Annotated in this window: 25 protein-coding genes and 1 riboswitch; of the genes, 14 read left to right on the top strand and 11 right to left on the bottom strand. The window is 67.3% G+C overall.

The features are described 5' to 3' along the window. Window positions 1–28: 28 nt before the first annotated feature. A complete protein-coding gene (locus P0D62_RS07035; RefSeq protein ID WP_275701919.1) occupies window positions 29–742 on the bottom strand; it encodes an ATP-binding cassette domain-containing protein in 714 nt (237 codons plus the stop codon). A 164-nt stretch (window positions 743–906) separates the two neighbouring features. Between P0D62_RS07035 and P0D62_RS07030 the strand changes: the two genes are divergently transcribed. From P0D62_RS07030 to P0D62_RS07010, 5 genes are all read left to right on the top strand, one after another. Next, window positions 907–2,079: a sensor histidine kinase gene (locus P0D62_RS07030; RefSeq protein ID WP_275701918.1), complete on the top strand. Its 1,173-nt coding sequence runs from the start codon at window positions 907–909 to the stop codon at window positions 2,077–2,079. Further along, window positions 2,076–2,726 carry a response regulator gene (locus tag P0D62_RS07025; protein ID WP_275701917.1) on the top strand — a complete coding sequence of 217 codons (651 nt, stop codon included), beginning with the start codon at window positions 2,076–2,078 and terminating at the stop codon, window positions 2,724–2,726. The genes P0D62_RS07030 and P0D62_RS07025 overlap by 4 nt, the downstream gene beginning before the upstream one ends. Before the next feature lie 82 nt (window positions 2,727–2,808). After that, window positions 2,809–2,903, top strand: a riboswitch (TPP riboswitch). Further along, the gene (locus P0D62_RS07020) at window positions 2,895–3,752 is read left to right on the top strand and encodes an ABC transporter ATP-binding protein (protein WP_275701916.1); all 858 of its coding nucleotides are present in this window, start codon (window positions 2,895–2,897) and stop codon (window positions 3,750–3,752) included. It overlaps the preceding riboswitch by 9 nt. Then, complete coding sequence (locus P0D62_RS07015) at window positions 3,749–4,522, top strand: ABC transporter permease (protein WP_275701915.1); 774 nt, start codon at window positions 3,749–3,751, stop codon at window positions 4,520–4,522. The genes P0D62_RS07020 and P0D62_RS07015 overlap by 4 nt, the downstream gene beginning before the upstream one ends. Beyond that, window positions 4,519–5,589, top strand: coding sequence for an ABC transporter substrate-binding protein (locus P0D62_RS07010; protein WP_275701914.1), 1,071 nt, complete (start codon window positions 4,519–4,521; stop codon window positions 5,587–5,589). The genes P0D62_RS07015 and P0D62_RS07010 overlap by 4 nt, the downstream gene beginning before the upstream one ends. A gap of 12 nt (window positions 5,590–5,601) precedes the next feature. Here the strand turns inward: P0D62_RS07010 and P0D62_RS07005 are convergent, their stop codons facing one another. The 4 genes from P0D62_RS07005 to P0D62_RS06990 all read right to left on the bottom strand — a co-directional run bounded on the left by P0D62_RS07005 (window position 5,602) and on the right by P0D62_RS06990 (window position 9,688). Continuing rightward, window positions 5,602–6,345 carry a sulfite exporter TauE/SafE family protein gene (locus tag P0D62_RS07005; RefSeq protein ID WP_275701913.1) on the bottom strand — a complete coding sequence of 248 codons (744 nt, stop codon included), beginning with the start codon at window positions 6,343–6,345 and terminating at the stop codon, window positions 5,602–5,604. 170 nt (window positions 6,346–6,515) lie between these two features. Then, window positions 6,516–7,505 (bottom strand): inositol 2-dehydrogenase, encoded by a 990-nt coding sequence (iolG, locus tag P0D62_RS07000; protein ID WP_275701912.1) that lies wholly within the window; start codon window positions 7,503–7,505, stop codon window positions 6,516–6,518. 199 nt (window positions 7,506–7,704) lie between these two features. Next, the gene (locus P0D62_RS06995; RefSeq protein ID WP_275701911.1) at window positions 7,705–8,784 is read right to left on the bottom strand and encodes a transaldolase family protein; all 1,080 of its coding nucleotides are present in this window, start codon (window positions 8,782–8,784) and stop codon (window positions 7,705–7,707) included. A 160-nt stretch (window positions 8,785–8,944) separates the two neighbouring features. Then, on the bottom strand, window positions 8,945–9,688 hold the full coding sequence (locus P0D62_RS06990; RefSeq protein WP_275701910.1) for a GntR family transcriptional regulator: 744 nt from the start codon (window positions 9,686–9,688) through the stop codon (window positions 8,945–8,947). A gap of 177 nt (window positions 9,689–9,865) precedes the next feature. On the opposite strand from P0D62_RS06990, the gene iolC reads away from it, so the two are divergent. The 5 genes from iolC (at window position 9,866) to P0D62_RS06965 (ending at window position 15,422) form a co-directional block, all read left to right on the top strand. Beyond that, the gene (gene iolC, locus P0D62_RS06985; protein ID WP_275702031.1) at window positions 9,866–10,828 is read left to right on the top strand and encodes a 5-dehydro-2-deoxygluconokinase; all 963 of its coding nucleotides are present in this window, start codon (window positions 9,866–9,868) and stop codon (window positions 10,826–10,828) included. Beyond that, window positions 10,825–11,691 (top strand): Cgl0159 family (beta/alpha)8-fold protein, encoded by an 867-nt coding sequence (locus tag P0D62_RS06980; protein WP_275701909.1) that lies wholly within the window; start codon window positions 10,825–10,827, stop codon window positions 11,689–11,691. The genes iolC and P0D62_RS06980 overlap by 4 nt, the downstream gene beginning before the upstream one ends. Further along, entirely contained in the window at window positions 11,688–12,572 is an 885-nt protein-coding gene (iolB, locus tag P0D62_RS06975; RefSeq protein ID WP_275701908.1) for a 5-deoxy-glucuronate isomerase, read from the top strand. Before P0D62_RS06980 ends, iolB begins: the two co-directional genes overlap by 4 nt. 15 nt (window positions 12,573–12,587) lie before the next feature. Further along, window positions 12,588–14,471, top strand: a complete 1,884-nt coding sequence (iolD, locus tag P0D62_RS06970; protein ID WP_275701907.1) for a 3D-(3,5/4)-trihydroxycyclohexane-1,2-dione acylhydrolase (decyclizing) — start codon at window positions 12,588–12,590, stop codon at window positions 14,469–14,471. 90 nt (window positions 14,472–14,561) lie between these two features. Continuing rightward, window positions 14,562–15,422 (top strand): sugar phosphate isomerase/epimerase family protein, encoded by an 861-nt coding sequence (locus tag P0D62_RS06965; protein ID WP_275701906.1) that lies wholly within the window; start codon window positions 14,562–14,564, stop codon window positions 15,420–15,422. 384 nt (window positions 15,423–15,806) lie between these two features. On the opposite strand, the gene P0D62_RS06960 is transcribed toward P0D62_RS06965, so the two are convergent. The 4 genes from P0D62_RS06960 to P0D62_RS06945 all read right to left on the bottom strand — a co-directional run bounded on the left by P0D62_RS06960 (window position 15,807) and on the right by P0D62_RS06945 (window position 18,696). Then, window positions 15,807–17,522, bottom strand: a complete 1,716-nt coding sequence (locus tag P0D62_RS06960) for an ATP-binding protein (RefSeq protein ID WP_275701905.1) — start codon at window positions 17,520–17,522, stop codon at window positions 15,807–15,809. A gap of 110 nt (window positions 17,523–17,632) precedes the next feature. Continuing rightward, window positions 17,633–17,989: a DUF4143 domain-containing protein gene (locus tag P0D62_RS06955; protein WP_275701904.1), complete on the bottom strand. Its 357-nt coding sequence runs from the start codon at window positions 17,987–17,989 to the stop codon at window positions 17,633–17,635. 73 nt (window positions 17,990–18,062) lie between these two features. Beyond that, the gene (locus tag P0D62_RS06950) at window positions 18,063–18,485 is read right to left on the bottom strand and encodes a PIN domain-containing protein (protein ID WP_275701903.1); all 423 of its coding nucleotides are present in this window, start codon (window positions 18,483–18,485) and stop codon (window positions 18,063–18,065) included. Further along, window positions 18,475–18,696, bottom strand: coding sequence for a hypothetical protein (locus tag P0D62_RS06945; RefSeq protein ID WP_275701902.1), 222 nt, complete (start codon window positions 18,694–18,696; stop codon window positions 18,475–18,477). Before P0D62_RS06945 ends, P0D62_RS06950 begins: the two co-directional genes overlap by 11 nt. 188 nt (window positions 18,697–18,884) lie before the next feature. Here P0D62_RS06945 and P0D62_RS06940 point away from each other — a divergent pair, with 188 nt between their 5' ends. The 4 genes from P0D62_RS06940 to P0D62_RS06925 all read left to right on the top strand — a co-directional run bounded on the left by P0D62_RS06940 (window position 18,885) and on the right by P0D62_RS06925 (window position 21,774). Further along, window positions 18,885–19,172 carry a type II toxin-antitoxin system Phd/YefM family antitoxin gene (locus P0D62_RS06940; protein ID WP_275701901.1) on the top strand — a complete coding sequence of 96 codons (288 nt, stop codon included), beginning with the start codon at window positions 18,885–18,887 and terminating at the stop codon, window positions 19,170–19,172. Between the two features lie 3 nt (window positions 19,173–19,175). After that, entirely contained in the window at window positions 19,176–19,583 is a 408-nt protein-coding gene (locus P0D62_RS06935; protein ID WP_275701900.1) for a PIN domain-containing protein, read from the top strand. A 180-nt stretch (window positions 19,584–19,763) separates the two neighbouring features. Next, window positions 19,764–20,747 carry a Gfo/Idh/MocA family protein gene (locus P0D62_RS06930; RefSeq protein ID WP_275701899.1) on the top strand — a complete coding sequence of 328 codons (984 nt, stop codon included), beginning with the start codon at window positions 19,764–19,766 and terminating at the stop codon, window positions 20,745–20,747. A 19-nt stretch (window positions 20,748–20,766) separates the two neighbouring features. After that, window positions 20,767–21,774: a Gfo/Idh/MocA family protein gene (locus P0D62_RS06925; RefSeq protein ID WP_275701898.1), complete on the top strand. Its 1,008-nt coding sequence runs from the start codon at window positions 20,767–20,769 to the stop codon at window positions 21,772–21,774. A 7-nt stretch (window positions 21,775–21,781) separates the two neighbouring features. On the opposite strand, the gene P0D62_RS06920 is transcribed toward P0D62_RS06925, so the two are convergent. Then, window positions 21,782–22,837, bottom strand: a complete 1,056-nt coding sequence (locus tag P0D62_RS06920; protein ID WP_275701897.1) for a LacI family DNA-binding transcriptional regulator — start codon at window positions 22,835–22,837, stop codon at window positions 21,782–21,784. A 72-nt stretch (window positions 22,838–22,909) separates the two neighbouring features. After that, on the bottom strand, window positions 22,910–23,914 hold the full coding sequence (locus tag P0D62_RS06915) for a Gfo/Idh/MocA family protein (protein WP_275701896.1): 1,005 nt from the start codon (window positions 23,912–23,914) through the stop codon (window positions 22,910–22,912). Between the last annotated feature and the right edge of the window lie 14 nt (window positions 23,915–23,928).

Raw genomic sequence — 23,928 nt, 5'->3', positions numbered from 1 at the left:
TTCCTTTCTTGAGGGTTTCAGTGGTGGGTCAGGCGGCGCGGTCGTGCGGGGCGGTGGCGGAGAAGTAGAACTCGGTGATGTCGCCGTGCTCAGCGCGCAGCGACGCCAGGGTGTCGTCGGCGACGATCCGGCCATCGGCGATGACGACGAGCCGGTCGGCTAGGCGTTCGACCTCGGAGAGCTGATGGCTGGACAGCAGAATCGCCCCGCCTCGCTCGGCCCGTGAGCGCAGCAGGTCGCCGAGCCACCGCTGGCCCTGGGGATCGAGGCCGTTGGCCGGCTCGTCGAGCACCAGCACCGGAGGGTCGGTGAGTAGCGCCTGGGCGATGCCGAGTCGCTGCCGCATCCCGAGCGAGTAGCCGCGCACGCGACGACGCCCCTCGGCGGCGGTGAGCCCGACCAGGTCGAGCACCTCGTCGGCGCGCTGGGCGGGAAGACCGAGGGTGAGGCACGAGAGGACGAGCGATTCGCGCCCGCTGCGGCCGGGATGGAAGGCATCGGCGTCGAGCAGAGAGCCGACGATCACGGCCGGGTTGGGCCACTGCCGGTAAGGGCGGTCGTCGATCGTAGCGGTGCCGGAGTCTGCGCCGGCGAGGCCGATGAGGATGCGCATGGCGGTGGATTTCCCTGCGCCGTTCGGGCCGAGGAAGCCCGTCACCTGGCCGGCCGGCACCCGGAAGGTGACGTCGTCGAGAACGGTGTTGCCGCTGTAGGACTTGGTGAGATGGGTGAAAGCGATCATGACTCACAGTTCACCGGTGCCACCCGGCCGACGGCATCGGGTGGAAGGCTGGTGCGAGCCAGCCGATGGGCTCGTTCATCTCGAGGGCCGGATAGCCGATGGGCTGGCCGGATCCAGCCTATGGTCGCTACTCGCTCGGTCGGCCCGAATCCTAAGCTGATGAGGTGACCGACAGCCATCCTTTCCCCGCGCAGCCGCCCGCCGGTGTCCCGACATCGACGGGGGTTTGGGCGGCCGCGGTGGTCATGTGGCTGTACTACCTGACACCCCTTCTGGCGCCGACGGCCCACCGGCTCGACCCGCTGATGGTCGTCCTCAGCATCGCGTGCCCCGCCGTGGCGCTCGTGCTTCTCGTGTTCCGCAGACGGGTTCCCGTCGCCGCCGTCATCGGCATCGGCCTCCTGCTGTTCTTCAGTCCCGGGGTCATCGGTGCGGCGCTGGGGATGCAGGCATCGGTGGCGCGCCGGGCCCGGCGCGCCTGGGTGGTTGCACTCGCGGCTGCCTGGTTCGTCCTCGCGAAGCTGGTCTCGCTGTTGGCGGGCCCGTTCTACGGCCCGTGGGAAACACCGCACACGGTGGAGTTCACCATCGCCGTCGTCGGTCTCGCCTTCGCCACCCTCATCGGTTGGCTGGCGCGCTCTCGCGCAGCCGAGCAGCGAGGCCGGCTGGAGACCGAGCACGCCAGGCAAGAGGCCGAATGGGCGCGCATCGAGCAGGCCAAACTCGCCGAGCGCGAGCGGATCGCTCGAGAGATGCACGATGTGCTCGCCCACCGGCTCTCCCTGGTGAGCATGAACGCAGGCGTGCTGGCCTTCCGTACCGATCTCAGCCCGGAGGAGACCCGCGAGACCGCGCGACTGATCCAGGCGGGTGTGAAGCAGTCGCTCGACGAGCTGCGTGCGGTGCTCTCCACCCTGCGCGGCGCGGATGCGCCACCGGAACCGCCGCAGCCGACGCTCGCCGAGCTGCCCGTTCTGGTGGCGGACCTCGAGGACGATCAGCGGATCGCCCTGGAGATCGACGTCGACGTCTCCCGCGTTCCCGCTCGGGTGGGGCGGCACGCCTACCGCATCGCGCAGGAGGCGCTCACCAACGCGCGCAAGCACGCGCCGGGTGCCCCGGTGCGGGTGAGCATCTCCGGGGAGCCCGGAACACAGCTGGAGGTGCGCGTCAGCAACCCGCTGGCCGACCTCGCCGCGCCCGATCGCACCGGCAGCGGATTCGGCCTGCTCGGACTCACCGAACGGGCCGCCTCCGTCGGCGGGTCGGTGTCCTACGGACCTATCGGCGGGGACTTCGTCGTCGCGGCGACCCTCCCATGGAAGGATGAATCATGATCTCGGTGCTTCTGGTCGACGACGACGCGATGGTCCGCACGGGATTGCGGATGATCATCGCCGGCGATCCCGAACTGACGGTCGTCGGCGAAGCCGCGGATGGAGAGGCCGGGCTCGCTGCGATCGGCGAACTCGCCCCCGACGTCCTGCTGCTGGACATCCGGATGCCCGTCCTGGACGGCCTCGGCGTGCTGGAGAGGCTCGCCGCCCGTCGGATCCCGGGTCCGCGCGTGCTGGTGCTGACCACTTTCAACACCGACGACTACGTCCTGCGCGCACTCCGGCAGCACGCGAACGGCTTCCTGCTCAAGGACACCGACCCCGCGGATCTCGTCGCAGGCATCAAGGCCGTGCACCGCGGCGACCCCGTCCTCTCTCCCGACGTCACCAGCACCGTCATCGCGGCCGCCACCGCGTCCACCCGGCTCAGCCCGGAGTCGGCGGCGGCGATCGACTCGCTGACCGAGCGGGAGCGCGAGATCGCGATCCTGATGGCCCAGGGGCTCACCAATGCGCAGATCGGAAGCCGGCTGCACCTCAGCCTCGCCACCGTCAAAGCCCATCTGACAAGGCTCTTCGTCAAGCTCGGCACCGACAACCGGGTGTCTGCCGCCATGAGCATTCGCGACGCCGGCCTCCTGGGTTAACTCACCGTTCCTCCCCGACGAGCTCCTAGCCTGGATCCGGGCGTAGATGGCAGGGCTCGTCCCCGTGGCGTACTATTCGGGTAGTTGTGACACGGGGTGCCCCATTTCGGGGCTGAGATGACACCCGTAATACCTGATCGAGTTAGTACTCGCGGAGGGATGTCGTTCATGCGAACCGGTGCGGAGCCGCCGTCTACCCACACCCAGGGCGATGCCGTCGTGCTGGACGGCGTCGGCTTCCGTTACGGTCCGACGCGCGGGCGCGGCGTCGTCGATCGGGGCCATGCCGTGCTGCAGGGAGTCGATCTGCGCGTCGCGGTGGGAGAGCACGTGGCCATCGTCGGGCGCTCAGGGTGCGGCAAGTCGACCTTGCTCACGCTCATCGCGGGTCTTGCGGAACCGGGCCAAGGCGGGATCTCGGTTCTCGGGCAGACATCGGGTGCGGGGCGCTTGTCGTGCTGCGCGCTGATGCCGCAGGGCGACAGCCTCCTGCCGTGGTTCACGCTGAGGGACAACGTGGCCGTCGGCCTCCGAAACCGTGGAGTGGCCAGGCGCGAGGCCCGCGCTGCCGCCGAGCGCATCCTGGACGAATGGAACCTGGGCCGATGGGCCGGTCACCGTCCCGACGCGCTCAGCGGCGGGATGCGTCAGCGGGCCGCGTTCGCCCGGGCCTTGGTGGTGAACAAGCCCGTTCTCCTTGCCGACGAGCCGTTGGGCGCCCTCGACGCGCTGACCAGGGCGGAGATGCAGGACTGGCTGCGCGCCACCCTGCCCCGCACGTCGGCCACGCTCGTTCTGGTCACCCACGATGTCGACGAGGCCCTCCTGCTCGGCGACCGCGTCGTCGTGCTGGCCTCGGTGGAAGACGGGGAACCGGCCACCAAGGCCGCTGAGTTCGCCGGCTGGTTCTCGGATCACCGCGGTCGGGAGCAGATCGTCGCCGATCCCGCTTTCGCCACGGCGCGTGCCGAGGTGCTGCGTGCTCTCCGATCCCGCGGGATGGACCGGACGGGGGTCGAGCGGTGAGGTCTCTGCGTGCAGTGGTGCCCGCGGCCGTCACCGTGGGGCTGCTCCTGGCGCTCTGGGTGGTGATGACTGCCGGCGACGCCATCCCCGACTACATCATCCCGGCGCCCGACGCGGTGCTGCGCTCGATCCTGTCCACCTGGCCGGACCGACTGGGTCCCGCCACCCTGGTGACGGGGCTCGAGACGGTGGCAGGCCTGGCCGTCGGGGTCGTGGCCGCGCTGGTCATCGTGACCCTCGACGGCTTCCTTCCGGTGATCGGCAGGGCCCTCACCCCGCTTCTCGTGCTGTCGCAGGCGATCCCCGTCGTGGTCATCGGTCCGCTGCTCACGATCTCCCTGGGATACGGCGTCGCGCCGAAGGTGATCGTGGTGGCGCTGCTGTGCTTCTTCCCCGTCGCGCTCAATCTGCTGGCCGGGGTGCGCGACGTGGATCCGCGGCTCGTCGCCACGATGCGCAGCCTCGACGCCTCACGCCTCGCCCTGTTCTGGCGGCTCCGGTTCCCGTCCGCCTTGCCCCGCGGCCTCGCCGGCCTGCGCGTATCGGTCACCTATGCGCCGGTCGCTGCGGTCTTCGCCGAGTACACCGGGGCCACCGACGGCATCGGCTACCTGATGCTGCAGGCCATCCCGCGCATGCAGACCGACTTCGTCTTCGCCCAGGTGATCGTCCTGACCACCATGGCCGGGCTGCTGCTCGGCGTCGTCACCTTCCTCGGAAACATCATCTGCCCATGGGCGCACAGCGCCCGGAAAGAGAGCTCGCAATGACCGTCCCCTCGTCGTCCCGTCGACCCGCCCCTCGACGCCGCACCGTGCTGGCGTCGCTGCTCGCCGCCGGCACCATCGCGCTCGCGGCCTGCCAGGGTGGCACCCCTGCCGACCCCTCGTCGCCGTCGCCATCGTCGTCGCCCTCCCCGTCGGTGAGCGACGTGGAGACGGAGGCGCTGACGCTGCTCCTGGACTGGGCGCCGAACCCTGACCACGCCGCCCTCTACACGGCGCAGCACATCGGAGCCTACGACGAGCAGCGAATCGCGACGGAGTTCCGCACGCCGGCGAACACGGCGGACGCGGCCCGGGAGGTCTCGCTCGGCCGGGCCGACCTCGCTATCAGCTACGAGCCGGACACCCTCATCGCCCGTAGTCAGGGGCTGGATGTGGTCTCCGTGGCCGCCTTGATCCCGACGGCGCTCACCTCCGTCATCTCCTGGTCGGACGCGCCGATCGCGTCGGGCAAGGACATGGAGGGCAAGACCGTCGGCATCTCCGGCCTCGCCTCCCAGCTGCCCACCCTGGACTACATCGCGCGTGAGGCCGGCATCGATCCCGCGTCGATCACCACGCCCAACCTCCAGCAGAGCCTGGGCCAGGCGATCCTGAGCAAGCAGGCCGATGCGGTCTTCGGGGCGTTCCGCAACATCGAGGGCGTGGAGCTGGCCGAGCAGGGCGACTTCACCATCGTCCCCGTCACCGAGTTCGGCGTGCCCGACTATGCCGAGCTCGTGATCATCGCCAACCCGACGCGTCTCGCCGAGGACGCCGGCTACGCCGACCGGGTGAAGCGGTTCCTCGCCGCCACCGCGCAGGGACAGGAGGCCGCCGTCGCGGATCCGGCCAAGGCCGTTGCCGCACTCGAACCGGTGACCAAGGGCTCCTACGACCCGGTCATGCTGGAGAAGATGGTCGGCGCCACACTGGCGCTGCTGCCGACCGAGGGCTTCGGGACGCAGTCGAGCGACGACTGGGCCGCCTATGCCGCCTGGATGTACGACAACGGGCTGCTCGAGACCGAGGTCGACGGTGCCGCCGCGACGACGAACGACCTGCTGCCCTGACCGGAGGCGGACTCAGCGCAGCAGGTACAGCGACGACAGGATCGTCAGCACGATGACGATCCTGTCGAACAGCTTCTTGTCCATCCGGCTGACGATGCGTCGGCCGATGAACGCCCCCAGGATCACGATGGGGGCCAGGATGGCCAGCATCGGAAGCATGTTCGCGTGCAGCAGCCCGAGACCGATCGAGAACGGCAGCTTGGACACGTTGACCAGGAAGAAGAACCACGCCTGGGTGGCGAGGAACTGCAGCACGTTGAACCGGGCCGCCAGGAAGTAGAGCGTCATCACAGGCCCGCCGGAGTTGGCCGCCATGGTCGTGAACCCGCCCAGCGCGCCGTAGAAGCCGCGGACCTTCGGGTTGGTGAGGGCGTCGTCGGAGCTGAGGGTGCCGCGTCGCATCAGCAGCAGCGTCAGCGCGGTGAGCACCAGCAGGATGACGCCGATGGTGCGGCGCATGACCACGTCGTCGGCCCAGGCCAGGAAGATCGCGCCCAGCACGAGGCCCACCAGCACCGCCGGGACCAGGCGCTTCAGGGTGCCCCAGTCGGCGCCGCGACGGTACGTCCAGATCGCGATCAGGTCGCCGACCAGCAACAGCACCAGTAGTGCCGCCGTGGACTCGCGGGCCGGAAGCACGGCCGCGAAAGTCGCGACGGCGAGCGTCGCGGCACCAGGCAAGGCCGTCTTCGCGATGCCGATCAGCATGGCGGATGCGACGAGGAGAACCCACGCGGCGGTGGAGAGTTCGATCACCAGGTCACCCTAGCCTTCTGCTTTGTCTGGTGTTATACCCACGCTCTTTGAGGTGCGGAGCGCAGCGGAGCCTCGAAAAGAGCGTGCTCGAAAAGAGCGTGCTCGAGAAGAGCGTGAATGGATCGGGGCCGGAGGGGTCCGTCAACCCTCCGGCCCCGATCGTGCCCTTGTTACAGACGTACCGTCTGGCCGCTCTGCGCCGACTCCTGGGCGGCCTGCGCCAGCTCCAGGGCGGCGACGCCGTCGCTGACCGTCGGGGACACCGGGGTGCCCTTGGTGGCGGCGTCGATGAACGCGCTCAGCTCGTTGCGGTAGGCGTCGGCGTACCGCTCCAGGAAGAAGTTGAGGTATGGCTGCTGGGCGGCCGAGGCGTCGGCGGTGTTCACCGAGACGGTGGTGGGGCGCCAGTTGTCCGCGACGGCGGAGCCCTTGGAGCCGTACACCTCGAGGCGCTGGTCGTAGCCGGTGACGCAGCGACGGTTGTTGATGATCGTCGCCACCGCACCGTTGGCACCCTTCAGGAGAACCATGGCGGCGTCGAAGTCGCCGGTCTCCTTCAGCTCGGGGATGACGTTCTGGCCGAAGGCGGACACCTCGACGACGTCGCCGATGAAGAAGCGGGCCACGTCGAAGTCGTGGATCGTCATGTCCTTGAAGATGCCACCCGAGACGGCGATGTAGGACGCCGGCGGGGGCTCGGGATCGCGGGAGGTGATGGTGACCTGCTCGATCTCACCCAGGTCTCCGGCGTCGAGCAGCTGCTTGGCGTGCGCGAAGGAAGGATCGAAGCGGCGGTTGAAGCCCACCATCACCGGCGGGTGCTCGAAGGTGGCCAGCTCGGCCTCGAGCGCACGCGCCTCGTCGACGTCGGAGGCGACGGGCTTCTCGACCATGACGGCCTTGCCGGCGCGCGTCGCGCCCAGCACCTGGGGAGCGTGCAGCGGGGTGGGCGAGCCGATGATGACCGCGTCGACGTCCGGGTCGGCGAAGAGGTCGTCGGCCTCCTTGTACGCCTTGGCGCCGTAGATCTGAGCCAGATCCTCGGCAGCGGTGCCGATGGGGTCGCAGATGGCGACGAGGGCGGCCTCGGGGTGGGCGTTCACGGCCTGGGCATGAACCTTGCCGATACGGCCGGCGCCGATGATGGCAACTCGGAGCATTGTTCTCTTTCTTATGGGCTGAAGGAAGGGACCGAGTGGACCTCGGCCCCCATCACGGTCGTTGAGGTGCGAGGAACGAGCCTCGAAGCGACCGGCGCCTTTGCAGGGTACCCGCTAAGAGGTGCCACCTATCCGCAGAACCTCTAAGGTCACGCTGGCCCCTTCGAGGCTCGCTGCGCTCGCACCTCAAGGAGCGTGATCAGGGAGCGGGGACCAGGATGTCGGCGACCAGCTGATCGAGATCGGCGTCGGCCTGCAGGAACTGGCGCAGGGTCTTGCGGGTGGGGCCGAAGTTCTCGAACTCCTCGATCGGCATGCCGTCGACCTCGTAGGCGCGGACGAAGTCGGGGATGCGACGCAGCTGCTCGATGTAGTACTCGGAGACGGGCTCGTCGATCTTGGGAACCACCTTGTAGTCGGAGTTCTGGACGATCTTCTGCCACGCGAAGGGCGGGGAGACCACCAGGTCGCCGCCGACCAGCTCGGACCACTGCAGCACGTTGCGGAAGGCCGCCGACAGCACGCGGCTGCGCAGGCCGCGCTCCTTGAAGATGTGGTGCGCCTTCTTCAGGCAGGCGACGCCGGCCCACTCGAGGGCGGAGGGATCGAGGAAGATCTTGTCGCGCGCGACGACGCCCTTCAGCCAGTCGTCGAGGCGGCCGCCCATGATGGTGACGACGGGGCCCATCTCGGAGACGTCGTGGCCCTCGGCCTCGCGGGCCTTCAGGCCGCGCTCGATCGCCTCGGCGGCCTCGACGGCCTGCGGTACGGAGAAGGAGACCGTCACGTTGATGGATACGCCGCGACGGGTGGCGTCCTCGATGGCCTCGATGCCGGTCTTGGTGGCGGGGATCTTCACCACGATGTTCTTGGCCAGGTTGTGGAACTCCTCAGCCTGATCGGCGAGCGCCTTGGCGTTGCGGAAGAAGCGGGGATCGGTCTGCACCGAAAGGCGGCCGTTGCGGCCCTTGTACTCCTCGAAGGCGGGCTCCAGCAGCTCCGCGGCCTCCACCGACATGTCCTTGACGGCCTGCCAGCCGATGTCGGCCAGGCCCCACGTGGGGTTGGCGTCGGCGATGGCCTTGATGCGGGGGGCCCAGATGTCGAGATGCTTCGAGATGGTGGTGTAGGCGATCACCGGGTTGCAGGTGGCGCCGACGCCACCGAAGGAGATCGACTGCTTCAGTTCGTCGAGATCCGAGGAATCGTTCCACAGCGCGGTGGGAGTGGTGCGAGCCGCGTCGAGCAGTGGACCGGGGGTGTAGGTGATGTCAGCCATTTCCATGAGCTCCTGTTTGGTTATCAAGCGGCAGCATCGCCGCATGTCGTACCTCCCATTAGAGCCCAATGTGAGCGCATGTGTCAAGGCATGTTAGAACAAATGAGGCGAGTGGGCTCCACGCAGCCACACCGTGCGGATCGGCGGGCGCGGAGGGGTCTCAGGACGTGAACAGCGAGAACCGGAAGGAGTACAGGCTGGGGCGGTAGACGTGGTGGCCCACCTCGACGGCGCGGCCCTCGGCGGTGCGGCCGACGCGGTGCATGGTCAGCAGCGGCGCGCCCGGCTGTTCGCCCAGGGTCTCGGCCTCTTCGGCCGTGGCTCCTCGGGCGCCGATCTCCTGGCTGGCCGCGGCGATGTCGACGCCCCGGTCGTGCAGGCACTGGTACAGGCCGCCGTCGCCGAGCTCCTGCCAGGTGGGTGCGATGTCGAGCGGGATCAGGTTGGTCAGGATCGCGAGGGGGTGATCGTCGGCGTAGCGCAAGCGGCTGACGGCCAGGATGCCGTCGCCTTCGTTCACGCCCAGCTGACTGGCCTCTTCGGCGGTGGCCTCGCGCACCTGGTAGCTCAAGACCTTGGTGCTGGGAGCGAAGCCGGCCAGGGTGAGATCCTCGTTGAGCGAGGACAGCTTCATGGGGCGGTGCACGTGCGGTGGGGTGACCCGGGTGCCGACGCCGCGGCGACGGGTGAGCAGGCCCTTGTTCGCGAGTTCCTGCAGCGCACGACGCGCCGTCGGGCGGGCGACGTCGAGCCTCTGGGCCATCGACACCTCGTCCTCGATGAGCGCCCCGGCGGGCAGATCCCCGGAGAGGATGGCGGCCTCGATGGGGCGTGCGATCTGCTCATAGAGAGGCGTGGAGGACTCGCGATCCATGACGATCTCTGGCATGTATGTCTCGTCCATACCAACCCCTGACATCTCTGGCATTTGGTGTCGCGTCGCGGCGACCTCTTCTTCGTGTTGCCCGATCATACCGCGTCACGACGGCACTGATTTGTTCATACATGACATTGACCTTGGCTGGCTTCTCGTGCAGACTTGGGAAAGATGAAGGAGGTCGTCAGGGTGGATGACTCATGGATGCCAGAGGTTCTGGCAGTGGGCCGATGCGGGGTTGATCTGTATCCCACGCAGGTCGGACTTCCGTTGGAGGAAGTGTCCACGTTCGCCAAGTTCCTGGGTGGATCGTCGACGAATGTGGCGGTCGCGTGCGCGCGATACGGTCGCAACGTCGCCGTCGTCACCGGCGTCGGCGACGATCCGTTCGGCCGTTTCATCGTCAACGAGCTCTCGCGGTTGAACGTCGATCCTGCCCACGTGGTGACCAACCCGGAGTTCAACACCCCGGTGGCCTTCTGCGAGATCTTCCCGCCAGACAACTTCCCCCTCTATTTCTATCGCCAGCCGTCCACGCCCGACCTCGAACTGCACCCCGAACACCTGCCCGCCGACCTCGAGGACTACCGGATCCTCTGGCTCACCATGAGCGGGTTCTCGGTGGAGCCGTCGCGTTCCACCCACTGGGCGGCGTTGCAGCGTCATCGAGACGGGCTCACCGTCGTCGATCTCGACTACCGTCCCCGGTTCTGGCCCGATGAGCAGACGGCGTCGCAGGCCGCGGCGGATGTGCTGGGCAAGGTCGACGTGGCCATCGGCAACCGTGAGGAGTGCCGGATCGCCGTCGGGGAGACCGACCCGGAGCGCGCCGCCGATGCGCTCCTCGAACGCGGGGTCGAGTTCGCCTTCGTGAAGCAGGGCATGACGGGCACGCTGGCGAAGTCCCGCACGGAGCGTGCGTTCGTCCCGTCCTTCCCGGTCGAAGTGATCAATGGGCTGGGCGCGGGCGATGCGTTCGGCGGCGCGGTGTGCCACGGCTTGCTGAGCGGCTGGAGCCTGGAGCGGATCGTGGCGTTCGCCTCGGCCGCTGGGGCCATCGTCGCCTCCCGGCTGGAGTGTTCGACGGCCATGCCCTTCGAGCGCGAGGTGGAAGAGCTGCTCTCCGCTCATGGATGGCATGAGAGTTCGTGGGAGGTGGAGCAATGATCGACGTGGGGGAACTCGCCCGCATCCGCTTTCACGACCCGGGCCGCATCACCCGAGCTCTGGCCGATCGCGCGCCCGGTTCCATTCCTCCCCCCGGTGAGCGGCTGATCATGATCGCCGCCGACCACCCCGCGCGCGGCGTGGTGGGGGTCAGCGGGGCGCCGCAGGCGATGGCGTCGCGGGAAGATCTGCTGCGCCGCTGCGTGATCGCGCTGAGCCGACCCGGCGTCCATGGATTCCTCGGCACCGCCGACCTGGTCGAGGATCTCGCCCTGCTCGGCGCGCTCGACGGCAAGCTGGTCTTCGGTTCCGTGAACCGCGCGGGCCTCGAGGGTGCGTCGTTCGCCATCGACGACCGCACCACGGCCTACGACGCGGCGGGCATCGTCGCATCGGGCCTGGATGGCGGCAAGGTGCTGTTGCGCATCGATCTCGATGATCCCGCGACCCCCACGATGCTGGAGAGCGCGGCGACGACGGTGGGGCAGCTCGCCCGCTCCGAACGGGTCGCTTTGCTCGAGCCGTTCATGTCCACCTCGCGCGAGGGGAAGCGGGTCAATCTGCTCGACCCCGACAACGCCATCCTCGCCTTCGGTATTGCGTCGGCGCTGGGCCCCACCTCGGCCCGCACCTGGTTGAAGGTGCCGTGCGTGGCGGACATGGCGCGCGTCGCGGCGTCGACCACCCTGCCGTGCTTGCTCCTCGGCGGCGATGTGCAGGACGATCAGGACGCGCAGCTGAGGCAATGGGCGGATGCACTGCGGCTGCCCAACGTGATGGGAATGGTCGTCGGCCGTTCCCTTCTTTATCCCCACGACGGCGATGTTGCCGCCGCCGTGGACCGACTCGTGGAGGTTAGATGAGCGACAACGACAGCTATGTGATCAGGGCGGGATCGACCGCCCATGGCCAGTACGAGACCGATGTCACCCCGGAGCTCGCCGGCTGGGAGTTCAGCTCCATCAAGGTGCTGGCCCTGCCCGCCGACGGTTCGCAGGAGATCTCCACCGGCGACGCCGAGCTCCTGGTGCTGCCGCTGTCCGGTGGCTGCGTCGTCGAACTCGACGGCGAGACCTACCGCATCTCGGGCCGCAAGGAGGTGTGGACGGCGATCACCGACTACCTCTACGTTCCGCGGGGCAAGACCTTCACCATCCGCAGCCATCATGGCGGGCGCTTCGCGTTCCCGGGCGCCAAGGCCACCACCGATCTGCCGGTGCGCTACTGCCCGGCCGCCGAGGTGGTGACCACCCTGCGCGGCGCCGGCAACTGCTCGCGCCAGGTGAACAACTACGCGCTCGGCAACACCGTCGAGACCTCCCACCTGCTGGCCTGCGAGGTGCTCACCCCTGGTGGCAACTGGTCGAGCTATCCGCCGCACAAGCACGACGAGCACAACGACGTCGAGCGGGTGCTCGAGGAGATCTACTACTACGAGGTGCGCCCCGCCGCTAACGGCACCACCGGCATGGCGATCCAGCGCATCTACCCCTCCCCCGGGAAGCCCATCGACGTGTGCGCCGAGGTGCATTCGCGCGACGTCGTGATCATGCCCTACGGCTATCACGGCCCCTCCATCGCCGCCCCCGGATACGACCTCTACTATCTGAATGTGATGGCCGGCCCGGCAGAGGACGCCACCTGGCTCATGACCGATGACCCCGATTACACCTGGCTGCGGGAGACCTGGGAAACCCAAGAGGTCGACCCCCGCCTGCCCATGACCCCCCTTAACCCCGCGTAACACACAGGAGTGAAAATGACGGAAACCGTACGCCTCACCGTCGGTCAGGCGACCATCCGCTTCCTCGTCAACCAGTTCGTCGAGGCCGACGGCGAGACCAAGCGCCTGATCGCCGGCGCCTTCGGCATCTTCGGGCACGGCAACGTCGCGGGCATCGGCCAGGCGCTGCTGCAGAACGAGCTCGACCCGGAGGCCGACGGCGGCGAGATGCCCTACATCATGCCCCGCAACGAGCAGGGCATGGTGAACGCGGCGGCGGCCTTCGCGAAGGCCACCAACCGCCAGCAGACCTATATGTGCACCGCCTCGATCGGCCCCGGCTCGCTGAACATGGTGACCGGCGCCGCGCTGGCCACCACCAACCGGCTGCCCGTGCTGCTGTTCCCGTCGGATCAGTTCGCCACCCGCTACCCCGATCCGGTGCTGCAGCAGGTGGAGGATCCGTCGTCGCTGGCCGTCTCCGCCACCGACTGCTTCCGCCCCATCTCGAAGTTCTTCGACCGCGTGGAGCGCCCCGAGCAGCTGATTCCTTCGCTGATGGCGGCCATGCGGGTGCTCACCGACCCGGTGGATACCGGTGCGGTCACCGTCGCGCTGCCGCAGGACGTGCAGGCCGAGGCCTACGACTTCCCGGTGGAGTTCTTCAAGCCGCGCACCTGGCGCATCCGTCGTCCCGCCCCCGAGCCCATCGCGATCGAGCGCGCGGCCGAGATCATCCGTGGCGCTGAGCGCCCGCTGATCGTCTCCGGCGGCGGCACCATCTACTCGCTGGCGTCCGAGGAACTGCGCGCCTTCGCGTCGGCCACTGGCATCCCGGTCTCCGACACCCAGGCCGGCAAGGGCGCGATCAACTTCGATCACCCGTGCGCCGTGGGCGGCGTGGGCTCGACGGGTGCCAAGTCGGCCAACGTGCTGGCTGAGGCGGCCGATGTCGTGATCGGCATCGGCACCCGCTACTCCGACTTCACCACCGCGTCGCACACCCAGTTCAAGAACCCGGAGGTGCGGTTCGTGAACATCAACGTCGGCGCCTTCGACGCGGCCAAGCACGCTGCCGAGATGGTGGTGGCCGACGCCCGCGAGGCGCTGGTCGCGCTGACCGCGGCGCTGGCCGACTACCGCGTGCCTTCGACGTACTCGGAGCAGATCGCCCAGCTCCGCGAGGAGTGGGCCGCCGCCACCGATCAGTGCTACAACACCCGGAACGAGCTGCCTGCTCAGACCGAGGTGTTCGGCGCGCTGAACGAGATGCTGAACGACAACGACGTGGTGATCAACGCCGCCGGCTCGATGCCCGGCGACCTGCAGTGCCTGTGGCAGGCGAAGACCCCGGTGCAGTACCACGTCGAGTACGCCTTCTCGACGATGGGCTACGAGATCCCGGCCGCGCTCGGCGTCAAGCTCGCGCTGCCGGATTCCGAGGTGGTCTCGATCGTCGGCGACGGCACCTACCAGATGCTGCCGATGGAGCTGGCCACGATCGTCCAGGAGGGCATCAAGGTCATCTTCGTGCTGCTGCAGAACTACGGCTTCGCGTCGATCGGCGCGCTGTCGGAGTCGCACGGCTCGCAGCGCTTCGGCACCCGCTATCGCAAGGGCGTGCCGCACAACGCCGACGGCGAGCTGCTGCCCGTCGACATCGCGGCCAACGCCGAGTCGTGGGGTCTCAAGGTGCTGCGCGTGAAGACCATCGACGAATTCAAGGCCGCCTACGCCGAGGCCGTCGCAGCGGATGTGGCCGTCATGATCCACATCGAGACCAACCTGTACGGCCCCAACCCCCCCGGCTCCAGCTGGTGGGACGTGCCGATCTCGGAGGTCTCCCGGATCGAGTCCACGAAGACCGCGCGCGAGTGGTACGTCGGCATGCGGAAGCCGCAGCGCCACTACCTCAACTGATCCCGTGAAACAGATCGTCGTGGTGGTCGGGCTACCTGCCATCGCGACGATCTGCGCGCCCAGTAGATAAACAAACAAAAGGAAGAACCCATGAAGATTGCCGGAGCTCCCATCAGCTGGGGCGTGTGCGAGGTCCCCGGATGGGGCTACCAGATGAGCCCCGAGCGGGTGCTCACCGAGATGAAGGAGATCGGCCTGACGGCCACCGAGTTCGGCCCGCAGGGCTGGCTGCCGATCGAGGCCGAGGCGCGTGCTGAGGTGGTGGGCCAGTTCGGGCTCAAGCCTGTCGGCGCTTTCTTCCTCGCCGTGATGCACGACCCCGGCTTCGACCCGATCCCGCAGGTTGAGCAGGAGCTGAAGGCTTTCGAGGTAGCCGGCGGCGAGTTCCTCGTGCTGGCCGCCGACTCCGGTCGCGACGGCTACGATGATCGCCCCGAGCTGGACGAGCAGGGCTGGGCGACGCTGTTCACCAACCTGTCGCGGATCCGCGAGGTGTGCGCGACCAAGGGCGTGACCGCCTGCATCCATCCCCACTGGGGCACCATGGTGCAGAACGTCGACGAGGTGGAGCGCGTTCTCGACAACTCCACCGTCGGCCTGTGCCTGGATACTGGCCACCTGACGGCCGGTGGGGCCGACGTCGTCGCGCTGGTCGAGAAGTATGCCGACCGCGTCGACATCGTGCACGCCAAGGACGTGGACAAGGCCATGACCGACAAGCTGCTGCCGGGCGAGCTCACCTGGAGCGAGGGCATCAAGGGTGGAATGTTCACCCCCATCGGCCAGGGCGACATCGACTTCGCCGCCCTGGTGAAGCTGCTGAACGACGCCGGCTTCGACGGCTACTGGGTGCTCGAGCAGGACATCATGCTCGACGAGGAGCCTCCGGCCGACGGTGGCCCCGTCGCCAACGCCAAGGCCTCCTTCGAGGCGCTGGCTGCGCTCGCCTGAGCTGTACCGCGAGGGGTTGGGTGGTTGTGGGGGGGGGGGCCCCCCCCCCCCCCCCCCCCCCCGGGGGGGGGGGGGGGGGGGGGGGGGGGGGGGGGCGGGGGCCGCGGGGGGGGCGGGGGGGGGGGGGGGGGGGGGGGGGCCCCCCCCCCCCCACCCCCCCCCGACCCCCTGGTTGCGGGTCAGGCGAAGGGGTTCCAGACGGTGACCGAGCCGAAACGCTGACCGTCTTTGAGATCCTCCGTCGCCAAGAGCGTGGCTCTGGAGTCACGTTGCTCGCTATCCCCGTGTGAGGCTGTCGCGCCAGGATCGGAGTTTCCCTGGAGTTTTTACATACCCTTCACAGTGAAGGGTATGTAAAAACTCCAGGGAAACTCGGTTCTGAGTTCACTTGTCAGTTTTGACGGTGCGACGCGGGAAGGTTGGTCCTTTCCCATAGGTAACGCTAGGTCCACGAGAAGCCTCCGACGTCTTGGTGAGGACGCCCCGATCGACAAGATTGGAAAGAACGCGCGATGCCCCGGCCATGTCCAGGTCTAGAAGTATGCGCACCATCCGGCTGTTGATGGTGCCCGTTTCCCGCACCAGTTCGATGATCTTGCGATCGATCTGATCCGTGGTGCGACGCCGATAGGTCACGGCAGAACCAAGCGCGGTCAGGGCCTCTTCGCGGAGCCGGTAGCGCGGGTGGGCACGCCGGGCTGATTCGCGCGTCGGCTCGAGCAGATGGAGGCGTTCGCCACTAAGTCGTGCCAGGACGGACTGGGTCTCCTCGATTTCGGGCTTCTGTAGAACGGGAGTGAGTTCGGCGGCGTCGACTGTTCTGTGGGTGAGGAGGGTGAGAAGGACGAGCATGGTGTCGGCGTCGGTGCTCTCCTCGGTGGGAAGAGTGGCGGTGAATCGCGTGAGCAAGGTGTTGGGAGAGCCGCCGAGCAGGGTGACCTGGACCCGGGAGGTATCCGCCGCGTATCTGGGCGGTTCGTGGCCGATGCGGGTCATCTCGGCGTACATCTTGTCGACGCCGGAGCCAGCTGTTTCAGCGAGGCCCAGCATCCGCATCGCGCCGGCAAGGTTCGCGTTTCGAGTTCGCGAGGAGGTGGTCAGCACGTTGTGGATGCTGACCCCTGGAGGGAAACCGCCGGGGGAGGTCGCTCGCAGTTGTGTAACGGCGTGCTCGACGGCCACGGGCTCGTGGCTGAAATAGTCCCTATGCATGAGGGCGTTGACAACTGCCTCCCTGACGGCAGCCTCGGGGAGATCGGCGACGTGTAACTGTTGCCCCTTCCCGATGGTTACCGGCGTACGTTCCAGTCGAACGTCGATCAAGTTGAACACCCGATCGATGGCGACGATGAGAGGACCGGCCAGGTGTTCATTGGCGGTGAGCTGCCCCGCCGGGGTACGTCGATGGGTGTAGCTGATCAGCGTATGAGGGATGAAACCTGGGACGAAAAGCAGTGCGCCAGCGTTGGTGAGCGTTTGCTCGGACTGCACCACGCCGAGCGCCCGCAACAGGTCGATGTCGCCGGCGTCGGCCAGTTGTCTCCGTGCGACCTCCGTGGCCCGGTTCAGGAACTCCCGTGCGATGCGCATGGCCAACGGATCGACCTGCTTGACGGGAATGCCGCTCTCTCCCGCGCTCCAGTCGAGACCGGTCTTCTGCGCGATCACCGCCGCGATCCTGGCAGTGGACATGGGCTTGCAGTGCTTGTCGACTCGTTCTGAAGGGATCTGGCCGTTTGCGCTGTGCACCTGCGTGCTATCGGGAACCCGGAGCACGACCAGAGAGACATCCAACACGCGACGCGACTCGGCCTCTACCAGCAACGGAGGATTGGTGAGCTCGTAGATGCGCAGCCGGACCTTTTCGGGATCCAGCCGGGTGCCCTTGAAGGCCTCGGCGCCACTCAACTTGTCGCTCACCCCGACGACGATCGTCCCGCCGCTCGAGTTGGCCATGCAGGAAGCGGCGTCGGCGAGGAGCGCGAGGTCGTCCGGCAGTGAGCGACCGTCCGTCTTGAACTCGATGTCCACAGTCTCACCGCCGTCGCCCGTGACGGTGCCGTGGAGAACATCGTCGATGGCCGAGTCGATGTGATCCATCCCCTTGTCCTCCTCCTGCTATCGGGTGGCTAGTTTCCCAGAAGTTTTTACATACCCTTCACTGTGAAGGGTAACGCAAAACTCCTGAAAAACTCGGAGGGCAGTTGACGCTACTGGTGTGAGTTCGGGTGGCGCTGCGTGCTCCATCCGGCCTGTTTGGTGAGTTCGCCGCCGACCAGTTGTTCCAGCAAGAGGCCGAAGTACTCGCGGCCGCCGATAGACGTCGCCCTCTCTGCGGTGAACGCTGCCACGTAACTGGCCAGCCCCGTGTCCAGAAGCGCGACCTTGGGGCGTCGGGTCTCGCGTCCCAGCGTGCCTGCGCCCGATGACGGGAACGTCTGCCCGAGGAACATGCTCCACAACAACCGTAGATAACGATCGGCTGTGCTCTCCGAGACGCCGAGATGGCGGGCGAGGCTGGCCTTGACCAGCCTTGGAGTTCTGCCAGGCTCAACTTGGAGATTCACCACTTTCTTGCTGGAGATGTGCCAGGTGATCGATGGAGAGTCTGTCAGCCTCGTCTTCGTCGGGGGCCGGGGATCAGAGGAAGGGGTTCCAGACGGTGACCGAGCCGAAACGCTGACCGTCTTGGAGATCCTCCGTGGCCAAGAGTTTGGCTCCGGAGTTACGTGCTGCTGCTACCACGAGAGAGTCGTGGAAGCTGAGGCTCCAGCGGCTGTGTGCGTCGATAGCCTCGTGGAACAACTCGGCAGAAGGCCATACCGTGGTGCGGGGCATGATGACCCGGTCGACGTAGGCTCGAGCTTGCGTCGCGTCGAGAGGAACGCGCGCCAGCCGCAAGGCGACATTGAGCCACTCCTGAATGATCTGGTAACTGGTGCAGTCAGAGCTATCGGCAAGACCCTTTCGCAGGAGGTCCCGAGCTATTGCCTGCTTTCGCGGATCCGTCGGGTCCACCGCGTAGACGAAGACGTTGGTGTCGAGGAACAGCTCAGCGGGCATTGCGCTCTTCGCGGGTGAAGGAGCGATCAACGATCATCTGGCCATTCAGTTCGTCCATCAGGGCGTCGAACTCGGCCACGGGATCTGCGGCTCGGCCGTAGTCTGCGAGCCAGCGCCGGAACTGTTCGTTCAAGGTGCTGTGCTCGGCACGAGCACGTCGGCGAGCGGCCTCGATGTCTTCCTCTCGGGCACTGAGGGTCACGTTCTTCATCTCGCAATCATACGTGAGTAGTGCGCACTGCTCCAGTGTGAAGCTGCCGCGCCACGATCGGAGTTTCCCAGAAGTTTTTACATACCCTTCACTGTGAAGGGTGACGCAAAACTCCGGCAAAACTCGGGTGCGCCATCTTCGCAACCCGTCGATAGGTACGGGTTTGTACGTCGATGTACAATTCGGACATGTCGGTTATCAGTGCCAGTGATGCGCGCCGCACCCTTCCAGCCCAGCTGGACCTGGTGGAGGCTGGCGAGGAGGTTTTGATCACCCGACACGGCCGGGTGGTCGCCGTGTTGGTGAGCCCGAATGCCCTGAGGGCGAGGCGCAACTCGGAAACCTGGGCGCAGGCCGACGCTATCCGTTCACTTCTCGATGGCGCGCGCGAACGCCCGCTCGTCCGCGCTCCGATGTCGGCTACTCGAGTGGAGACTCTCGTGAGCGAAGCACGTGCCAGCCGTCAGGATCGGTGACTCATGCTTGCCTTCGATGCCGACGTCCTCATCTATGCGGCGAGCGAGGGGCACCCGTTAGGAGAGAAGGTGGCGGCGCTGTTTCACGACGCGGAGGCGGGGCACCCGGTAGGGATCGGCTCTGTCCTGCTGCTCACCGAGACGCTGGCCAAGCCGTTGCGCGACGATCCAACCTCGGCAGAAGTGGCGGCCTTGGCCGGGCTTCTCGCCCGCCTCGATCTGTTGCCCCTGAATGAGCCAACTGCTCGACTGTCGCTCGTCCTGGCGGTTGCCTACAAGCTGCGTGCCGCCGATGCCGCGCACCTGGCCACAGCCGTCGCTGCGGGCGCAGATGGGTTCGTCACGAACAACCGCAAGGACTTCCCTGTCTCCATCCAAGAGATCCAGATCGTCTATCCCGAGGATCTCTGAGTCCTGTGTGCGAGGCCCGCAGCCAGAGTTTCCCGCAGGGACGTGCTGGGCCTGAGGTGTAGAAACGCTCTGTGTGGTCTTGCGCGGGGCTGCCCGACATGCGAAGCTGGAGCGGGACAGCTTTGTCCAGCAGATCGGTGCGATGCGTGCGTCGCACACCCACTCCAGAAGGAGCCCTCCATGCAACGTTTCGCCCTTCTCGGTGCCGGGTTCATCGGCTCCGTTCATGCTCGCAACCTTGCCGAGAATCCTGATGTCGAGTTCGTCTCCGTGTATGACGCGGCCACCGAGCGCGCGGCCGGAATCGCCGCTCAGTACGGCGTCAAGGCTGCGGGCAGCGTCAACGAAGCGCTCGACGGAGCGGATGCCGTCTTCATCGCGTCGTCCACCGACACCCATGCCGACAATCTGCGCGCCGCCGTGGACGCCGGAGTGGCGGCTCTCTGTGAGAAGCCGATCGATCTTTCGATGGAGCGGGCTCGGGAGGTGGCCGGCTACGCGAAGGACGCCAAGGTGATGGTGAACTTCAACCGTCGCTTCGACCCAGATCACGCGGAGCTCAAGCGCATCGTCGACGCCGGCGAGGTGGGCGCCGTCGAGGTGATCCAGATGACCAGCCGGGGCCCCGTCGTGCCGCCGCTCGAGTACATCAAGGTCTCCGGCGGTCAGTTCCGCGACCACACCGTGCACTTCTTCGACCTGGCCCGCTGGGTGGCCGGCGCCGACCCCGTCGAGGTGTTCGCCACCGGTTCCGCGCTGGCCGATCCTCGCCTGGCCGACTACGACGACACCGACACCTGCATCTGCGTCCTGAAGCTGCCGAACGGAGCCCTGGTGCAGATCGACAACAACCGCCGAACCGGCTACGGCTACGACGAACGGCTGGAGGTGCTGGGATCGACGGGCTTGGTGCAGTCGATGCCGCACCGCGTGCGCGCCGTCACCCGCTACGGTGCGGGCGAGGCCGTGCAGTCGGGCATGCCGGCGGGATGGTTCGACCGGATGAAGCCCACCTACGCGCTCGCGCTGGACCACTTCGTGCAACTCCTGGAAACCGGTGCCCCCATCGAGCCGTCGCTCACCGACGGGCTGAAGGCGCAGGCCATCGCGGAGGCGGCGACCAAGAGCTTCCACACCGGCCGCAGCGAATTGATCGAATACTGAGCGAAGGACGCCCACCATCATGCGCATCTCCCTGATCGGTTCCGGCATCATCGGCACCGCCCACGCCACCCGTCTCGACGCGATGCCACGCGTCACGGAACTATTCCTCGCCGACTTCGTCGACGGGCGCGCAGCCGAGCTGGCAGCCAAGCTCACCAGGGCCCGGGCCGTCACCGTCGATGAGGCCTTCGATCCCCGCCTCGACGGTGTGGTGATCACCGCCAAGACCTCCCGCCACGCCGAGCTGCTCCACCGAGCGCTTGACGCGAAGCTCCCGGTGTTCTGCGAGAAGCCCATCGCGCTGGACATCGCCACCACGCGAGAGGTGGTCGCCCACGCCGCGCGCACCCCGGAGGTGCCGGTGCAGATCGGCTTCCAGCGCCGCTTCGATGCCGGCTACAAGCGTGCGAAGAAGGCTTACGCGTCGGGCGAGCTGGGCTTCGTGCACACGCTGCGCGCCACCACCTTCGACCACGAACCGCCGCCGGCCGCCTACGTCCCCACCTCCGGCGGGCTGTTCAAGGATTGCTCCAGTCACGACTTCGACGCGATCCGCTGGCTCACCGGCCGGCAGGCGGTGAGCGTCTACGCCGTCGGCTCCAACATGGGCGAGCAGTACTTCGGGGAGAACGGCGACGTCGACTCCGGCAGCGCGATCGTCACCTACGACGACGGCATGGTCGCGGTGGTGAGCGCCAGTCGCAACAGCGGAGCCGGGCACGACGTGCGGCTGGAGCTGCACGGCTCCGCGGGCGGACGTTTCGTCGGCCTCGACGACCGGGCGCCGCTGGTCACCGTCGAGGACACCTTGTCCTGGCAGCAGAAGGATCCGTATCTCATCTATCACGAGCGCTTCGAGGACGCCTACGTCGCGGAACTCGCGCACTTCTTGGACGTGGTCGAGGGGGCGCCGTCGACGGCGTGCACTCCAGCGGACGCCCTCGAGGCGCTGTACCTGGCCGAGGCGTGCGTCCGGTCCGTCGCTACTGGAGCGCCCGTCAGGATCGCCGATCTAGAGGCCGAGTAGAGCGGGCTCAGGAGGTCCGAGGCGCCGACGTGGAGCCGCGGACCTCCAGCCGTGGTGTCACCAGGTGGATGCGCGCCGGCAGGGATGGCGTCGCAAGTCGTTCGATGAGGAAGCGCCCGGCCTGGGCTCCGACCGCAAAGCTGCCGTTGTCGATCGAGGTCAGCGAGAGGTGCCGGATCCGCGCGATATAGGTGTTGTCGTAGCCCACCAGCGAGACGTCCTCGGGTATCCGCAGCCCTAAGTCGTCGGCCGCGGACATCGCCCCGATGGCCGCCATGTCGTTGAAGGCCAGGATGGCGGTCGGTCGGTCGGATCGGGTCAGCAGCCGGCGTGCGGCGGCGAAACCGCTCTCCTCGCTGGTGCAGCCCAACTCGATGTAGACGTCGGGATCGAGTCCGGCGTCGATCATCGCGCTCCGGAACCCCTCCCTGCGCAGTGCGCCGATCTTGCCGTGTCCACCGATCTCGCCGGCGCCGCTCAGGTGTCCGATGCGGGTGTGCCCGAGACTCAACAGGTGCTCGGTGGCGGAGCGCGTCCCTGCCACGTCGTCGTTGACCACGACATCTGCTGCGCCGACGTCCGGATCGCGTGTTCCGGCCAGCACCACGGGCAGTTTGGTCGCGGCCCGGACGACGGCCTGATCGTGGGCCATCGTGCCGACCAGAACCAGGCCGTCGACGTCCTGGGCGAGGAGCTTCTCGACGGAACTCACCCCGATGCGGTCGTCAGTCGCCCGGTCGGTGAGCAGCGGCGACAACCCGGAGCTGTGCAGGGTTGCCGACAGGCCCGCCAGCAGGTCGATGAACCACGGGTTGCTCAGGTCATTGAGCACGATACCGATGGTGTCGGAACGCTTCTTGGAGAGGGCTCGTGCGCGCGAATTGGGACGGTAACCCAGTTCCTCGATCGTCTGCAGGATGAGCGCCCGGCTGGCGTCGCTGACCCGTCCCTTGCCTTGAAGCACCGACGAGACGAGCGACTTCGAGACCCCGGCGCGCTCGGCGACATCGCGGATCGTCGGAGCCCTGCCCGCGCGGGTCCCGGCCGCCTCTCCGTCAGTCATGTCGCCTCCTCGGGGAGTCACACTATCGCGTCGCTCGGAAGCCGCGAGAGGACGGTCTTCGCTCATGCCTGGTCAGCGGTAGAGGGCCGGCTTCTCCATCATGGCGATGGCCACCTCGGTGTCGGTGTTCAGGGCCTGAACGCTCGCGTCGCAGACGACGGCGGCAGCGTAGCCGTCCCACGAGGAGGAGCCCGTGTGGCGGTCCTCGCTGACGGCGGTGATCCACTGTTGCACCTCGGTGGTGAAGGCGGCGCCGAAGCGCTGGTTGTGGTCCATCGTGAGACGATTACGACGGCCGATGGCGTCAGCCCTCTGCACCAGCTCCTGGTCGCCCAGGCGGACGACGCCGTTCTCGGCCACGAGCTCGCACTGGATGTCGTAGCCGTAGCCGCAGCTGACGAAGACCTCGTCGTCAACCCGAACCCCCGACTCCGTGGTGAGGATCAGCACCAGTGGATCCTGCAGGTCCGGGCGAGCGTTCGAGGTCTTCTTCGGCTTGTCCACGCGGACGGAGACGAACTCCTCATCGAGCAACCAGCGCATCGTGTCGATCTCGTGGATGGCGGTGCTGTGGATCGCCATGTCGCGGGTGTAGCCGTCGGGCACGGATGGATTGCGGTGCGCGCAGTGCACCATCAAGGCCTCGCCGACCTCGCCCGCATCCAGGATCTGCTTCATCTCGTTGTACGAGGCATCGAAGCGACGCATGAAGCCGACGGTGACCAACTTCTTGCCGGCGCGTTGTTCCACCTCCATGATCCGGACGCATTCCGCTGCCGTTGGTGCCAGTGGCTTCTCGCAGAAGACGTACTTTCCTGCCTCGATCGCGGTGATCACGTCGGGTTCGTGCACCTCGCCGAAGCTGCAGATCATCACGGCGTCGATATCTGGCGACGCGACGAGCTCCTCGGCCGAGGTGTAGGCCACGCCGCCGATCTGCTCCGCCACTGCGGCGGCATGGTCGACATTGACGTCGCTCACGCCGACGACGCGGCCGCCGGAGATCACGGTGTGGATGCGCTCGATGTGTGCCCGGCCCATGCCGCCGGGGCCGATCATTCCGATGCGAAGAGTCATGTCAGGGGCCTCCC

Source organism: Tessaracoccus caeni (assembly GCF_029211185.1).
In the GTDB taxonomy this organism is placed as follows: domain Bacteria; phylum Actinomycetota; class Actinomycetes; order Propionibacteriales; family Propionibacteriaceae; genus Arachnia; species Arachnia caeni.
Note: the sequence above shows the minus strand (reverse complement) of the source record. Positions and strands in the feature narration are given on the sequence as shown.

Bases quoted from the DNA above. Each gene is read 5' to 3' on its own strand.
- P0D62_RS06915 (WP_275701896.1), bottom strand. From the start codon at position 23,914: ATGACTCTTCGCATCGGAATGATCGGCCCCGGCGGCATGGGCCGGGCA.
- P0D62_RS06995 (WP_275701911.1), bottom strand. From the start codon at position 8,784: ATGGCTGACATCACCTACACCCCCGGTCCACTGCTCGACGCGGCTCGC.
- P0D62_RS07035 (WP_275701919.1), bottom strand. From the start codon at position 742: ATGATCGCTTTCACCCATCTCACCAAGTCCTACAGCGGCAACACCGTT.
- P0D62_RS06925 (WP_275701898.1), top strand. From the start codon at position 20,767: ATGCGCATCTCCCTGATCGGTTCCGGCATCATCGGCACCGCCCACGCC.
- iolB (WP_275701908.1), top strand. From the start codon at position 11,688: ATGAGCGACAACGACAGCTATGTGATCAGGGCGGGATCGACCGCCCAT.
- iolC (WP_275702031.1), top strand. From the start codon at position 9,866: ATGCCAGAGGTTCTGGCAGTGGGCCGATGCGGGGTTGATCTGTATCCC.
- P0D62_RS06940 (WP_275701901.1), top strand. From the start codon at position 18,885: ATGTCGGTTATCAGTGCCAGTGATGCGCGCCGCACCCTTCCAGCCCAG.
- iolG (WP_275701912.1), bottom strand. From the start codon at position 7,505: ATGCTCCGAGTTGCCATCATCGGCGCCGGCCGTATCGGCAAGGTTCAT.
- P0D62_RS06920 (WP_275701897.1), bottom strand. From the start codon at position 22,837: ATGACTGACGGAGAGGCGGCCGGGACCCGCGCGGGCAGGGCTCCGACG.
- P0D62_RS07020 (WP_275701916.1), top strand. From the start codon at position 2,895: ATGCGAACCGGTGCGGAGCCGCCGTCTACCCACACCCAGGGCGATGCC.
- P0D62_RS06960 (WP_275701905.1), bottom strand. From the start codon at position 17,522: ATGGATCACATCGACTCGGCCATCGACGATGTTCTCCACGGCACCGTC.
- P0D62_RS06935 (WP_275701900.1), top strand. From the start codon at position 19,176: ATGCTTGCCTTCGATGCCGACGTCCTCATCTATGCGGCGAGCGAGGGG.
- P0D62_RS07025 (WP_275701917.1), top strand. From the start codon at position 2,076: ATGATCTCGGTGCTTCTGGTCGACGACGACGCGATGGTCCGCACGGGA.
- P0D62_RS06980 (WP_275701909.1), top strand. From the start codon at position 10,825: ATGATCGACGTGGGGGAACTCGCCCGCATCCGCTTTCACGACCCGGGC.
- P0D62_RS07010 (WP_275701914.1), top strand. From the start codon at position 4,519: ATGACCGTCCCCTCGTCGTCCCGTCGACCCGCCCCTCGACGCCGCACC.
- P0D62_RS06945 (WP_275701902.1), bottom strand. From the start codon at position 18,696: ATGAAGAACGTGACCCTCAGTGCCCGAGAGGAAGACATCGAGGCCGCT.
- P0D62_RS06990 (WP_275701910.1), bottom strand. From the start codon at position 9,688: ATGGACGAGACATACATGCCAGAGATCGTCATGGATCGCGAGTCCTCC.
- P0D62_RS06965 (WP_275701906.1), top strand. From the start codon at position 14,562: ATGAAGATTGCCGGAGCTCCCATCAGCTGGGGCGTGTGCGAGGTCCCC.
- iolD (WP_275701907.1), top strand. From the start codon at position 12,588: ATGACGGAAACCGTACGCCTCACCGTCGGTCAGGCGACCATCCGCTTC.
- P0D62_RS06930 (WP_275701899.1), top strand. From the start codon at position 19,764: ATGCAACGTTTCGCCCTTCTCGGTGCCGGGTTCATCGGCTCCGTTCAT.
- P0D62_RS06950 (WP_275701903.1), bottom strand. From the start codon at position 18,485: ATGCCCGCTGAGCTGTTCCTCGACACCAACGTCTTCGTCTACGCGGTG.